Source organism: Plantactinospora sonchi (assembly GCF_036422035.1).
Taxonomy (GTDB): domain Bacteria; phylum Actinomycetota; class Actinomycetes; order Mycobacteriales; family Micromonosporaceae; genus Plantactinospora; species Plantactinospora sonchi.
This window is the reverse complement of the sequence record NZ_JAZGQK010000003.1, coordinates 500,315-513,430: the sequence shown is the minus strand read 5'-3', so window position 1 is coordinate 513,430 and position 13,116 is coordinate 500,315. Positions and strand designations below refer to the sequence as shown.

General features: G+C 63.5%; 12 protein-coding genes. 8 read left to right on the top strand and 4 right to left on the bottom strand.

Annotation, left to right across the window (positions count from 1 at the left end):
- Nucleotides 1–128 precede the first annotated feature (128 nt).
- Nucleotides 129–1,475 (top strand): hypothetical protein, encoded by a 1,347-nt coding sequence (locus V1633_RS05710; protein ID WP_331213092.1) that lies wholly within the window; start codon nt 129–131, stop codon nt 1,473–1,475.
- Complete coding sequence (locus V1633_RS05705) at nt 1,472–2,047, top strand: flavoprotein (protein WP_331213091.1); 576 nt, start codon at nt 1,472–1,474, stop codon at nt 2,045–2,047. Before V1633_RS05710 ends, V1633_RS05705 begins: the two co-directional genes overlap by 4 nt.
- Before the next feature lie 246 nt (nt 2,048–2,293).
- Here the strand turns inward: V1633_RS05705 and V1633_RS05700 are convergent, their stop codons facing one another.
- Nucleotides 2,294–2,794, bottom strand: coding sequence for a YfbM family protein (locus V1633_RS05700; RefSeq protein WP_331213090.1), 501 nt, complete (start codon nt 2,792–2,794; stop codon nt 2,294–2,296).
- A 649-nt stretch (nt 2,795–3,443) separates the two neighbouring features.
- Here V1633_RS05700 and V1633_RS05695 point away from each other — a divergent pair.
- Together V1633_RS05695 and V1633_RS05690 are read left to right on the top strand one after the other, a co-directional pair.
- Nucleotides 3,444–3,920: a hypothetical protein gene (locus V1633_RS05695; RefSeq protein ID WP_331213089.1), complete on the top strand. Its 477-nt coding sequence runs from the start codon at nt 3,444–3,446 to the stop codon at nt 3,918–3,920.
- Nucleotides 3,904–4,644, top strand: coding sequence for an HK97 family phage prohead protease (locus V1633_RS05690; protein ID WP_331213088.1), 741 nt, complete (start codon nt 3,904–3,906; stop codon nt 4,642–4,644). Before V1633_RS05695 ends, V1633_RS05690 begins: the two co-directional genes overlap by 17 nt.
- A gap of 484 nt (nt 4,645–5,128) precedes the next feature.
- Here the strand turns inward: V1633_RS05690 and V1633_RS05685 are convergent, their stop codons facing one another.
- Together V1633_RS05685 and V1633_RS05680 are read right to left on the bottom strand one after the other, a co-directional pair.
- Nucleotides 5,129–5,992 (bottom strand): hypothetical protein, encoded by an 864-nt coding sequence (locus V1633_RS05685; RefSeq protein ID WP_331213087.1) that lies wholly within the window; start codon nt 5,990–5,992, stop codon nt 5,129–5,131.
- Nucleotides 5,993–6,408: 416 nt separating this feature from the next.
- The gene (locus V1633_RS05680; RefSeq protein ID WP_331213086.1) at nt 6,409–7,227 is read right to left on the bottom strand and encodes a GntR family transcriptional regulator; all 819 of its coding nucleotides are present in this window, start codon (nt 7,225–7,227) and stop codon (nt 6,409–6,411) included.
- Between the two features lie 643 nt (nt 7,228–7,870).
- Between V1633_RS05680 and V1633_RS05675 the strand changes: the two genes are divergently transcribed.
- The 3 genes from V1633_RS05675 to V1633_RS05665 all read left to right on the top strand — a co-directional run bounded on the left by V1633_RS05675 (nt 7,871) and on the right by V1633_RS05665 (nt 10,082).
- Nucleotides 7,871–8,101, top strand: a complete 231-nt coding sequence (locus V1633_RS05675) for a hypothetical protein (RefSeq protein WP_331213085.1) — start codon at nt 7,871–7,873, stop codon at nt 8,099–8,101.
- A gap of 410 nt (nt 8,102–8,511) precedes the next feature.
- Nucleotides 8,512–9,324: a GntR family transcriptional regulator gene (locus V1633_RS05670; protein ID WP_331213084.1), complete on the top strand. Its 813-nt coding sequence runs from the start codon at nt 8,512–8,514 to the stop codon at nt 9,322–9,324.
- Entirely contained in the window at nt 9,312–10,082 is a 771-nt protein-coding gene (locus tag V1633_RS05665) for a glycosyltransferase family 2 protein (protein WP_331213083.1), read from the top strand. Before V1633_RS05670 ends, V1633_RS05665 begins: the two co-directional genes overlap by 13 nt.
- A 35-nt stretch (nt 10,083–10,117) precedes the next feature.
- On the opposite strand, the gene V1633_RS05660 is transcribed toward V1633_RS05665, so the two are convergent.
- Nucleotides 10,118–12,235, bottom strand: coding sequence for a KAP family P-loop NTPase fold protein (locus V1633_RS05660; RefSeq protein WP_331213082.1), 2,118 nt, complete (start codon nt 12,233–12,235; stop codon nt 10,118–10,120).
- A 264-nt stretch (nt 12,236–12,499) separates the two neighbouring features.
- On the opposite strand from V1633_RS05660, the gene V1633_RS05655 reads away from it, so the two are divergent.
- Nucleotides 12,500–12,901 carry a transcriptional regulator gene (locus tag V1633_RS05655; protein ID WP_331213081.1) on the top strand — a complete coding sequence of 134 codons (402 nt, stop codon included), beginning with the start codon at nt 12,500–12,502 and terminating at the stop codon, nt 12,899–12,901.
- Nucleotides 12,902–13,116 lie beyond the last annotated feature (215 nt).

The window sequence follows — 13,116 nt, the reverse complement described above, 5'->3', positions numbered from 1 at the left end:
GCCGGTTCAGAATGGCCGGGGAGCGTGACGATGGGGAATGTCCCCGCGGTGCACTCGCGGTGCACCCGCCGGCACGCCATGTGACGCTACGATCGGCACGCTGACCTGTCCCATCGAGAGGACATCCGATGGCCACAGTGACCAACTGGACCGGCCAGGACGCAAACGCCCTGCGGAGAGCGTTACGAATGAGCGTCACCGGCTTCGCCGAACACCTGGGCGCGGCCCGACGCACGGTGGCCAAGTGGAGCAGCCAGGGCGAGAACATCCAACTACGTGCCGACATGCAGGCCGCGCTCGACACGGTGCTCGCCCGGGCCGCCCCCGACGTTCTGGAACGCTTCGAGGCCCTACGGGGACAGGGCACCAGTGGTGCACTTGCCGCTACCACCAGACCGCCGGCCGCTTTGGACGCCGATACTGGCAGGGACAACGACGGTGTCGAGTCGGACGGTGACGTGCAGCGTAGACAGTTCCTACAAGGTGCGACGGTCGGCGGCATGGCTGCCCTGCCCGGCGTCACGCCGCTACTCGACGCGCTGGTCTCAGCGCCGACAGTTGGGCCCGCCGAGCCGGTTGCCCTGCCACTTCGAGACTTCGCTCGCGACGTGGCCACCGCGAAGGCCGCCTATCAGGCGTGCCGGTACGAGCAGGTTCTCGGTCGTCTCGCGACCCTGCTACCCGCTCTGGCACCGACCCGGGCGGAAGCCGAGGGCGACCAGCGGACCCGGATCGACGCCCTGACCAGCGACCTGTACCACGTCGTCGGCAGCGTGCTACTCAAGGTCGGTGACCGGGGCATGGCCCTGGTCGCGGCCGAGAGAAGCGCCCACGCCGGCGCGGCCAGCCAGGACCCGGTGGCAATCGCCACCAGCGCGCGGATCATGACCCACGCCCTCATGAGCAACGGCCACACCAGGCAGGCAAGGAACCTGGCCGAGAACGCGGCCGGCACCCTCGAACGGGACACCCACCTCAGGTCCACCGACCAGGTGGCCGTCTACGGCGCCCTCCTGCTCCGCGGTGCGATCGCCGCCGCACGCAGCGACGACCGGGACAGCGCGCAAGCCATGATCGACGAGGCCACCCGTGCCGCCGCGCGGCTCGGCTACGACGGCAACGACAGGTGGACCGGCTTCGGCGCCACGAACGTTCAGCTCCACCAGGTCAACATCGCCCTGGCCCTCGGCGACGCCGGAACCGCGATCGCCCTCGCCCGTCAGGTGCCACTGGACAAGATCCACCTCGCCGAACGCAAAGCCTCGCTGTTCGTCGACGTGGCACGCGCCTACACGCAATGGGGACGCTACGAACACGGCCTCAACGTCTTGCGCATCGCGTACGACGTGGCGCCCGAAGAACTCCGATGCCGGCCAGCGGTTCAGCGGATCGCCGGCGACCTCGCGGCCCTCAGCCGGGGCCACGTCCGCACCGAGGTCATCGAGTTCGCCCACCGCATCGGGATCCCGGTATGACCGCCGGCCACCTTCAAATTGTCGTCTGCGGAGCCGGCCCCGCCACCGACGTGACGCAACTGATCGCTACAGCCAAGCAGAGATCCTGGACGGCGGCGGTCACCGCCACCCCCAGCGCCATCGACTTCATCAACACCGAAACGATCGAGACGATGACCGGACACCCGATCAGATTTACCTACCAGACGTCTCCAGGAGGCCGCCGCACGCTTCCCGCCCCCGACGCCCTCGTCATCGCCCCCGCGACCTACAACTCCATCAACAAGATCGCCCTCGGCATCGCCGACAACTACGCCATGACCTCAGTCGCCGAACTGATCGGACGCCAGGTACCAGCAGTCATCGTCCCGTTCGTCAACGCCGCCCTGGCCACCCGCGCACCCTTCCAACGCGCCGTGGCAGACCTCCGCCACGAACACGTACGCATCCTGCTCGGCGAAGACGACGGGTGGGAGCCCCACCCACCCGGCAGCGGCAACGACCGACAGAAAGTCTTCCCCTGGACGGCGGCGTTCGAGACCGCAGCCCGGCTCGTCCACCAGTCGCGAGCAGTTGCCAGCGATCAGGATTGACCGCCAGGGATGCAGACAGCCACTCGCCGAGCCTGTCCACAACCTCAGCGGACAATCCCACGGACGCGGTATCCGTCCAACGACTTCCGAGCACGCGCCGAGCACCCCGGGAACAACGAAGAAGGCCCGGACTCAGGGGGAACCCCAGGTCAGGGCCTATCTCAGTGGTGCGCCGCCTGCGGTGGTTCACGGCCAGCCACGCGGGCAGTTTCCCAACTCGTGCGACCTGCGATGGTGACCGCGGCATCAGCCCATCCAGACCAGGATCGGCTCCCGATCGGCTGCGGCTACGCGGAACAGTGCCACGAGCCCGCTGTAGTAGTCCTCCAGATACGACAGCGCCCAGTCCTGATCCCAGATGACCGGATAGACCTTGGCGGAAATCATCTCGGTCGGATCGTAGTGCTCGGCGAGCGACGCAAAAGAAGTGGCTTCAAGGAACAGGGCCGCATCAGCCACAGCGTCCGTGGAAAGCAGACGAGGTGAGTCGTAGCCCCACCTGTCATCGGTCATCGGCTCGCCTCCACTGATGACGTCCACCGGCGGGCTCAACTTCGCCAACAGATACTGCAAGCCGGCCCATGCCTTGTCGGTGTCCATCCCTCGCGACGACACCTCCTCATCAAGATCACCCATGCGCAGGTCAGCCGCGTACTCGGCTGCGTCATCCGGGTCCCCATCGAGGAGGCGGCGAAGCTCGGCAAGCTCGTGTGGACGCAACCGCAGGTAGTTGGTGATCATGCTCATGGCCAAACATCCTGCACGGAGGATTGCCGGGCAACAAACGTCCCCGCGCGAGAACGGCAATCGAACGCCCCTCATACTCGGCCTCGCCAGCGACAGCAGCACGGCGCCAACCGCAACGCCCGCCCGGGCAAGCCGATGTCCCAGCCAGCACGACCTTGAGCCGGTACAGCGACATCAAGATCAGACAGGCTCCGCCCAGGACGGGAGCCGGCGCATCCGGAGGCGACGGCGTCCACCGGCACCGCACCTGTCCGTGCCCGGCGCCTTGCGGTCCAACGGCTCCCGAGCACCCGTCGAGCACCCAGAACCGAAACGTGAATATGAAAAGGCCCTGACCCAGGGTGAACCCCAGGTCAGGGCCTATCTCAGTGGTGCGCCGCCAGGGACTCGAACCCCGAACCCGCGGATTAAGAGGGCTCCCTCTCGGTCGCGGTCGTACGCCCTGGCCTGGCGTACGCCGGTCGAGTTGGCGTGCTGATCTTGCGCTTCTTGCGCGTCGTTGGGGTCGCGCGGGGGTCAGTACCCCTGCGCTCGTTCACGGCAGCGAGAGGGTCCTCCTAGAAGATCACCATTTACGAACAGAAGACGCCCGTTTCGCGGACGTACGCTCGTAAATGTCCGACTAGCGTACGCCGATAAGATTGGGGCCATGGAGCACCCGCTGACGATGGACGAGAAGTTGCCTTACCCCAATCATGACGCCTTTCGTTCTGAACTTGTCTTTTTTCCGATCCGCATGGACGGCACTGTTGGGATCTACGCGGAGCAGTCGATTGAATTACTTAAAGAGCTGAGGGCTCAAGGGGTAGATGCCTCCTGGTCGCTTAACAGAGAGGCACGCGGTTGGTATGGCGAGCGTTCAGCAGTCGTCGAACTGATCGTGATTCCATTGATCGTAGGTGTAGCGAGTTCAGCCGCCTGGGGCGTTCTCAAGGCAGTCTTCAGCAAGAAGGAGAAGACGACCTTCAAGATCAAGATCCTGGCTCGAGTACATCCAGACGGCAGCCAGGATTCCCAGTTCGAGATCGAAGGCCCCGGCTCAGAGATTTCCTCCGCCTTGGAACAGCTCAACCCGTGGCGACAGCAGACCACTAACTCGGACGACAACCATGACCTTGGAGAATAACGACTCCCGTGCTCTGGAAGAGTGGCACGAGCAAGATCGAGCAGAGCGCATAACTACCATCCGGCGTCGAGCGAAGCAACTCTTCGGCAAGAGCTTTCTCCTCAATAACATTGGCGACAGAGAGGCCGAGCAGATCGCTCGCCAACTCCTGAGCACCGCTGCTAGCGCTTTTTGGAACTCGGAGGATACTACTTTCGAGGAACTGGCCCATGAGGAACTCGACCAATACGGCCGATGGGTTAGGGAAACCTTCGGTTGTCGGCTAGCCTTCGAAGATGGCGTTTACTATCAGCGCTGCCCGGTGGCCATCGCCCACAAACGGGTCGGAATGTCGATCGGGTTTACGGCACGGCAGACTGTCTGCTCGATCTGCGGCGACGACATTAGCGAATGTGATCATCGATCCAACCTGCTATACGAGGTGCAAGGCGGGGTTGGAAGCTCGGGCTACTGTCCCGTCTGTGGCGGCTCAGAATGTGACGAGCATAGTCCGCAAAAGACATACAAAGTCGCGCCGATTAGAATCATCATAAAGGCTGATCTACATGAGGTTTCCGTCGTAAGGAAACCCGCAAATCCCGATGCTCGAATTACATCGATTCCCGTGGACACAAGCAACCTGAAAGAAGTGCTGGGCGCGTCGTTCCAAATAGGTGACGCAGTCAATTGTGACCGCTGCCTCAATCAGTGTCGCGGCATCGAGGAAATTGACTCCTTAAGGTAACCCGGGTCAACGAGCGAGCCTTGGCCATGCCCCTAACGATGCCTGAAAGACTCCCGGCCCTCAGGATGGGCAAGCAGATATGCGACGCGGCCCTCGGGTACGCCTGGACGAGCTGGGGCGAGGATAACCCCGGCGGCCGGTGGCAAGCCAGTCCGGGGTGTGGACTGGCGCGGCAGCCGGAAGCCCCCGAGCGCGACGGCGGTCAGCCCCGAACGGCTTCCGTAACGCCGCGATTGACTCTGGCTGTTGGTCGAGGTGTGCATGAGTTTAGTTAAACCGTAGGCTGATCAAACGCGGCACGGGGGCGGTTGTCCGGCGGCAGTCGGTGGCCTTCCGCCCCGGCCGCGAAGCGGTCGGGGCGGCTTGCCGCCGGACGGTTCACCGCCCCCGCGCAACGCTGCGCGTGGCGCCTTGATCCAATACAGAGTTGTTCGGCAAAGTTCCTCGCACCCGTACCGGCGGAACTTACCCGTTTCCAGTCGGCCTACTTAGAAATTTCAACGATCAAGGTCGCCAACGAAACGACCAATGCCATCAAAGCAATCAAGACGGCATTGAATTGATGATCACTCTGCCTGAATGCCAGCCAACCGCTTTTGAACGCAACCATCACTTCCGCTCTAAAATCTTTCAGGCGAGACGGGACAAGTTGGGAAGGCGAGGGGACGGTAACCGGCCGTCGCCGTGAGACAGCAGCGAAAAGTGGCCTAACTCGCAAACTGCTGGCGCGGATGAACCCCGTAATCGTCGAAGCGAAAGCCACGTACGCGATCCAGACAGCGCCCATTAACAGTGCGAGAAGCGTCGATGCCTCCGGGCCTGGAAGACGCCCGGTTGCGACCGCCCATGGCACCGCGATAGGAGGCAAGAGTACAGGCGCCCAGGTCAGGCACAGCAGGTAGAACTCGCGCTGGGCGGCGTTTAGCATCTTCGCGGAGACAATCTCTCTGACAATTACGTCGAACCAAGAGGGCACGGCTCCTTCGACACCCTCGAACCTTAGCAGCAGGTCGCGACTAAGGTCGCGATCCTTACCCAATGTCAGGAACGCCGTGCCGTCCGGCGATTCGAAGCGAGCCTCCATGATGTAGATCTTTCCTCGTGGCGCCTGTGCCGCAAAACCCGCAACCGAGTTCACCTCGAAGGTGCGGACGACCTTAATCGAAGGGCTTTGCGCGGAAAAATTCGAAGCCGTCACCGTGTACATTTCACGACTGGACCAGGATATTTCTACTCGTCGCAACTCCCTGATGGACTTCGCAACGAGTTCGAGGTCCGCCAAGCTCAAACGAGCTGACGACATCTTCGCTACGGCATTGGTCGCGATCGGTCTCGGCTGCTCGCTCATGCTCCACATCGTACGTACTCAAGCTGCCGGGACCAGTGGACCAGGTTCGCTAACCACATAGGGCGATTCGCCGCTAAGCAGCCCACCTACCCGCAAGACCGTCGGCCGCTCGCCCCCTAGCCATCCTGTCGGCCTTCGTCCGCACACCGTGGAATGGGTGGTGGCCTACCCGGGCAAGGTGGACCCCCCACTGCCTGAACGGCCTTGACTGGGTTGGCTCCCACTTGGTCGGCTCTGCGCGGACGGAGGTTGTCGGGATGGCGACAACCATCCTGGAGTGCCTGAGCACCCCGCCGGAGGCACACCCCGTTCGTCGCCATCAGCATCGAAGCCCGGCGTCTACCATCACTCATGGCAGCCCGGGGCTTCTTCGTATGTCGCGCCGTCGGCGGGGCTGCAACCGTTACAGAAGACACTCACGTCGGGTCGACGTGCGAGGCCGGGATATCGTACTGCAACTCGGCGCGGTCTGCGGGTAGCACTATGCGGCTGGCGACTTCGACTATTTGCGTTCGGGTGAATGTTCGGCGATTCACGTCGAGAACAGGCACGCCTAGTGGCAGCCGGAGCGTCTTGACCTCTTCGGGCGTGGGCATGCGCGCCCGTACAACTTCTCGGACCTTGGTTACAAGGATGCCGAGCGACTGGAGTTGCGCGACGTGTCCGCCTGGCCATGGTTCGCGGTTGGGATCGGCTGCGGGTGTCCCGGCGACCATGTCGAGCAGGTAGTACGCGGTAGTCAGTTGTTGTGGCACGCCGTAGGCGCTGGCCAGTAGACGGCGTTCGAGCAGGATGGTGCCGGGCTCGACCTCGAACATTGCGGCGAGTTCGGGCGTGGCTGCTACCTCGTGATACTCGGCGTTGACCTGCTCAACCGCTGGTTTCCCAACGCTTCGCGCTCCGGTGGCCTCGTCTCCGTCCTGCTCGCGTCGGCTCAGATAGCGCTCGGGGCCGAGTCGGCGTACGGGGAGGTTGGGGCGGGCGTAGGTGCCTCGGCCGTGTTCGGTCATGACCAGGCCTTCGGCGCGGAGCACGTTGATGGCTTCGCGGATGGTTCCTCGGGCGACGCGGAACTCTGTGGTTAGGGAGCTCTCTGAGGGGATCAGGGCGCCGGGTGGGATCGCGCCTGCGGTGATGCGGCGTCGGAGTTCGTCGGCGATGGCGCGGTATCGGGGTTGTCTGTGCGGGGCTGGCACGGGCTCACGGTACCTGTCTGCCGTGTTCTCGTCTGCCATCCATGCTCGTCATAGACGTCTAGACAAGTTGCCTAGTCGTAGGTACGTTCTGCTTGTGCGGCTGGGTAAACGGGTCGTGACAAGGGGTTGGCATCCCGCCTGCCCAGCCGCACGTACCGAGAGTTCTGACGCGTCGGGCAGTGGCTTGGACGTGTCCCCCGTGTGCCTGAGCCGGGGTACGGCGATACCCGACACCGCTTGATCGGGCGGTGCGTCGTGCCCTTCCTCGGGCCGGTGGCCGGCCTTTTCCTCCGGCGCGGCCGGTCACCGGCCCTCCATCGCTCTGCGAGGAGGTTGTGATGGTCCGTGCCCGCATACTCGTCAGACTCGTCTTCCGGTGGCCCGGCCGTCGGCGGCGTACCCGAACGCCTGCGCCGGCGGTTCGAGCGCGTGCCCATGTAGGTCCGGCGGTGCTGCCGTCCTGGGCGACGGCGGCGACGCGTGAGGTTCCGGTATGGCGTGACGGCCCGTTGCTGACCCGGGCTCAGGCGTTCCGGGGCCGTGGTGGGCGGGGGCCGAAGTGACGGGCGAACGTCGACGGCGGCCGTCGGAGGTGGCGCATCCGTTGTGGTGCGTGCCGCAGCGGTGTGAGTTCGTGGTCCCTCCGCAGATGGCACACGCGTTGCGTCATCACAAAGGGCCGGTGCAGCTCCTCGGGGACCGGCGCGTCGGTGGCAGTGTCGCGGTATTTCTGTTCGCCCCGCACGCCGGGCTGCCGATGGTCGGCCTGCATGCGGCTGGCCGTTGGCAGGGCTCGGGCGGGGCCAAGCTGCGCCTGGTCGACGTGTGGCGGCTGGCCCGACACCTCGACGAGCTGCTGAACCGGGCCGGGTTCGCCCCACCACCGGAGGGGGTCGACGGTGACGACGCCTGACCCAGGGCACGGCCAGGACGCGGAGCGCAATGCGCGGCGGGTCAGTCAGCCGGATGAGTGTCCGCCGTGGTGTGTGGGGTGCCGGCCGAACGACTCAACGCACCGGAGCCGGGTCACAACGATCGGCCGGGAGGGAACCGGGTGGATCAGTGTCTACCTGATCGCGGATCGCGGCGCGGCGGATGAACCGGTGCTGCGGATCCAGGTGACTCGGTTCGGCTCCTCGGAACGAGTGATGCTCACGTCGGAGCAGACGATACGGCTGATCCGGGAGTTGATCCGCCTGCCGGACCCGGTCCGTGACCAGTACGGCGACGAGCAGGTAAGTGGTGGGCGGACGGGTGGCTGACCGGGTTGTTAGGTCGACCGCCCGGCAGACGTCTAAACGTCTGGGCGGTAGCGTAAGCGGCGTGACTTCCCGGGACTGGCGTCCGCGCTACCTCCGACTAGCGGAAGAACTACGCGAACGCATCGTGAGCGGGGAACTGCCCCAGGGCTCGGCGATGCCCAGCGAAACAGAGCTGGCCGAGACCTCGCAGATGTCCCGCACCAGCGTCCGCAACGCCATCCGTCAGCTACGCGAATGGGGCCTGGTCCGGGCCGAGCAGGGCCGGGGCACCTACGTACGGGCGCCTAGGCAGCGGATCCGCCGACGCAACACGCAGCGGTACCAGTGGGAGAAGGACCGGGTCCTACTCGACGACGCCGAGCGGCGCCGGACCGGCGGTACCGAGCACGACACCGGCCTGACCGTTGATGATCTCAAGTTCCACGCCGAGTACTCGCAGGTCGAGGCGGATAAGGAGATGGCGGCGGCGTTCGGACTGCCGGTCGGTACACCGCTGCTGCGGCGGGTGTACTGGACCAGTTCCCGACACGAAACCGCGCCGTTGTCGGCGTCGTACTCCTACCTGCCGTATGACCTGGTGAAGGCCAACAAACAGCTCCTGTCGGCCGACTACGAACCCTGGCCCGGCGGCACACAGCACCAGCTTCACACCGTGGGGGTCGAGCTGGACCGGATCGAAGAGGTCGTCCGCGCCCGGCCGCCGCTGCCAGACGAGGCGGAACTCCTCGACATCGAAGCCGGCGTTGCCGTGTTGGACGTGCGGAAGACCTCGTACGACATCATCGGCCGGGTGGTCGAGGTCGCGGACATCGTTTTCCCGGGCGACCGGACAGAACTCTGCTTCACGACCAAGCTGAAGCGGTGGAACGCTTGACCCGTCTCGTCTCCGTCATCACCCCGGTCCACTGGCCCAGCGTCGGCTACCTCGCCGACGCCTACGCCTCCCTGGCCGGGCAGCAGATGCCGGACGGGTGGGACTGGCAATGGCTCGTCCAGGAGGACGGGCAAGACGGCCTCCTGGTCGACCAACTCCCGGACGATCCCCGGATCATGGCCGGTACCGGTCGACCAGGCGGCCCGGGTGTCGCCCGTACCCTCGCCCTCGCACGGGCCGAAGGTGAGTTCGTCAAGGTCCTCGACGCCGACGACCAACTCACCCCCGGCGCGCTCGCCCGGGACATCGCCGCACTCACCGAGAATCCGCACATCGGCTGGACCACGTCGAAGGTGTTGGACCTGCTCCCCGACGGCACCACCCAGGGCTGGGACAAGGACCCGCCCGACGGGCCGATCGGCCGCGGTTCGGTCCTCGCCTTCTGGAAGGCCAACGACTACCGCGCACCCGTCCACCCGGCAACCCTGTGCATGCGCCGGGACCTGCTCCTCGCCCTGGGCGGCTGGATGGCCCTCCCCGCCTCCGAAGACACCGGCCTGCTGATCGCCGCCGACGTCATCACCGACGGCTACTTCATCGCCGAACCCGGCCTGCTCTACCGCAAATGGCCCGGCCAGATGACCGGCCAACTCGCCCACCGCGAACCCGCCGAACACACCGCCCGCATGCGGATCGTCGAAGCCCGCGCGTACGCCCTCCGTTCGCTGCTCTCAGCGTCGGTCCTGCCAAATTCCTGATCTATGTCCGGTTGCTAGGTCAGGACTGATCAACGCTACTCATGAATTCCCTGGCCTGAGTCGCTACTTTCCCCATGCGGAAGTTCCTCGGCGGCACCGAAGGTGATTTCGTCCAGCTGTCGGCGAGCGAATCGGCGCCGATTGGACCATGAGATATCATGTTTATCGATGGCCTCACTACCGTCTTGCGTTGGCAGCTCAGACAGGTAAGACCGCGTTGTGGGTAGAACTGCCAGGAGACTGGGAGCGTCAAATCCCATCAGTTCTGGTTTCTCCGGCAAGCCTATGATCCATCCCACTGAAACGAAGCGAGCTGCCACGTCGTCGATCTTCCAACGGCCATCACCGAGACCGGCGACTATTTCTTCGGTTAATGAATGAGTTGTTCCTGCAAGCGCAATGATCTGCACTAGTGTCATGATGGGGTCATTGCCTGCCTGGTCCTTGGCGGCAAGATTACCAATTATCCGAACACGGGCATGCTTCGCGAAGTGCAAGGCAAATGCCTGAACTGGATCGCTTTTATCGCGACCAGAGGAACTCTTCAAAGCACGTCGGACTGCCTGAGTAAGGACTTCGCCGCCCTGTTCGACAATTAGAGTATTGATCTCACCGGGATCGGGGACGCGCGAAAGGCGCATCAATAGGCTAGCGAGAAGCGTTATCGCAATGTCGCTCACACTGATGAGGGCGGCATGGCGCTCCGGCAAGGTCGCCCCGAGCCTAGTAAAATATCTGACGAGCGGCCAGATGCTTGAGTCATCAATGTTATCAAGGAAACCGATTGCCTTGCGGAGGGCCAGGCGTCCGAGCTCCGGATCGACGCCACTGACCGTGGATTCAAATAGCGCTAGGTCGGAATCTGCGACGCCTGCTGCGGCCTGTTCTAGCGCGCGCATCACGGTAGCGTCGGCTATGTCATCGTCCGAAATACCAAGGGCGAAGTAACGGCCGAAATAGTCGGAGTGGTGAACTCGACGCGTACCGCCAGACCCTGAACCCAATCTTACTGCGGGAAATAGTTCCTCAAGAACCGTTTGAACGGGCATTACTAGTTGTGGAGATACGCCCGTCGACTGAATTCGCTCTGTCCAGTTTATCGCTTGACTATCCGAACTTGATGATTGATATGAATGATGGCGGCTCGTCAGTTCGTGTCGCCACGAAGGCAAAGACGCGTACAGTGTAGGGAAGTGCATTCGGAAATACGTGAGAATCAGCAGGTCGACGACATCAACTTCGCCCGGTTCCAGCAATGGGAGATACGAACGCGCCTGGGCGAGGAATCGTTGGATCGATCGTACGGTGATCATGGTCCGGGCCAGTAGGTCTTCATGCGCTTGTGCGAACCGATACTCCGCTTCGCGCTCCATGCGGTGCCCCGTGTCTCTCAATACCTCGCTCAAGCCAAGATTCAGCATTCGATCAAGGTGTATGCGGCGGGCTGGAGGTAGGGCGAGGGGATACTGAACAATTTTCTCGAGGTACGCCAAAGCTCGCTGATCGCTACTGCCGGCTACGCCAGTGCCCTTCAAGACGTCTACCAGTGTCTCTTGGTCGTAAGCAAGTAAGTAATGCACTCCCGGGAATCGACCAAGCAAACGGATCGCCTTCAGGAGGGTCGCGAGTTCGCCGGCCTCCAGTCGATCGATGTCATCGGTTACGACAAGCACAGGCGTCCGCAGCTCTTTCAACTGCTCCGATGCCTCTTGAAACTGTTCGCTCCAGGGCTTTTGTTGATCCATGCGATTGATAACCGCATCGCCAGTGTCCTTGGCTGCCTGCCCGAAGAGAGGGATCGCCCCAAGCGCTGGCACGACAAGTTTTGCGTAGGACAACACCTTCGCCCGAGCCTCCCCTTGCGCCGGAAGCGCCGAGGCGATGACAGCAAAAAACTCGGCTAGGAGGCCTTCGATGCTCGACGCAGCCCATGGGGTGAAGTGGACTACTTTCCAGGGGTCGCGAAGGCGATGCTCAACAAAGTTGATCAATGTGCTCTTGCCGCTTCCCCATGGCCCAACCAGGCCGAACACTGAGCTTTCATCGTTACTTGCGGCTTGCTTGATCAAGTCTGCAACTCGGTTAGCAAATCGTCGGCGATCAAGTTGGTCATCAGCCTCATCGGAAAGAGCCTCGTCAGTCCAGTGCGTCAACGGGAGTCACCTCTCGTGCAGCTTTGTGAGATCTTCGCGGCATCAGTGAAGCCAAACCCTAACCGCTAGATCCTCTCTGACGCGCTCGACCTCCCAGAGGTATAGACATACCTGACACGCCGGCCGTACCGAAAGTGAAATTTGCCTCGAAGCGGACAGTCTTTGCAAGGTTGTTGACTTGTCTGCCAAGTCCCCGTACCTTCAAGTCTCAACTTGGCAGCCAAGTTGGCAGCCTGGCAAACAACCTCCTGGAGGTCTTGAGCGATGGCTCTACGTGGTGGGACCCGGTTCGCGGTCCGGTGTGAGGACGTGTTCCCGGCGGGGTGCGCGTTGGTGCCCGAGTCGCTGGGCGAGGTGGAGGACTACGACGAGAAGACGGGCCGGCGTAGCCCGGCGAAGGACAAGGTGACGGGCCAGCGGGTGTGGCAGGTGCGGGTGATGGACCTGGATCCCGAGCTGGGGAAGCGGTCGCGGGAGACGACGGTGAAGATCTCGGCCGATCACCAGCCGGTACCGCCGACCGGTACGCCGTTCGAGGCGGTCGAGTTCGACGGGATGACCGTCACCCCGTACGTGGCCAACAACGGTCGGATGGCGTACTCGCTGCGGGCGACCAGCCTGCGCGCCCCGGCAGGCGTGAACCGCGACGCGACGGCGGCGGCCTGACCCGTACTGGATGGGCGGGGCTGTCTGGTCTTGGCGGACGTCAGCCCCGCCCCTCTCTTTGCCAAATCCCCCTGCTCGTGGAGAGAGGTCTTTGACGTGTCCAAGCGTAGGCGCCTGCCTGCCCGTGCGCGGGTGCGGTGTGGTGTGTGTCAGTCCCGGTTCGACCCGACCGACCGGGAAGACGGTCAGTGCCCGCTGTGTGTCAACCAGCTGCC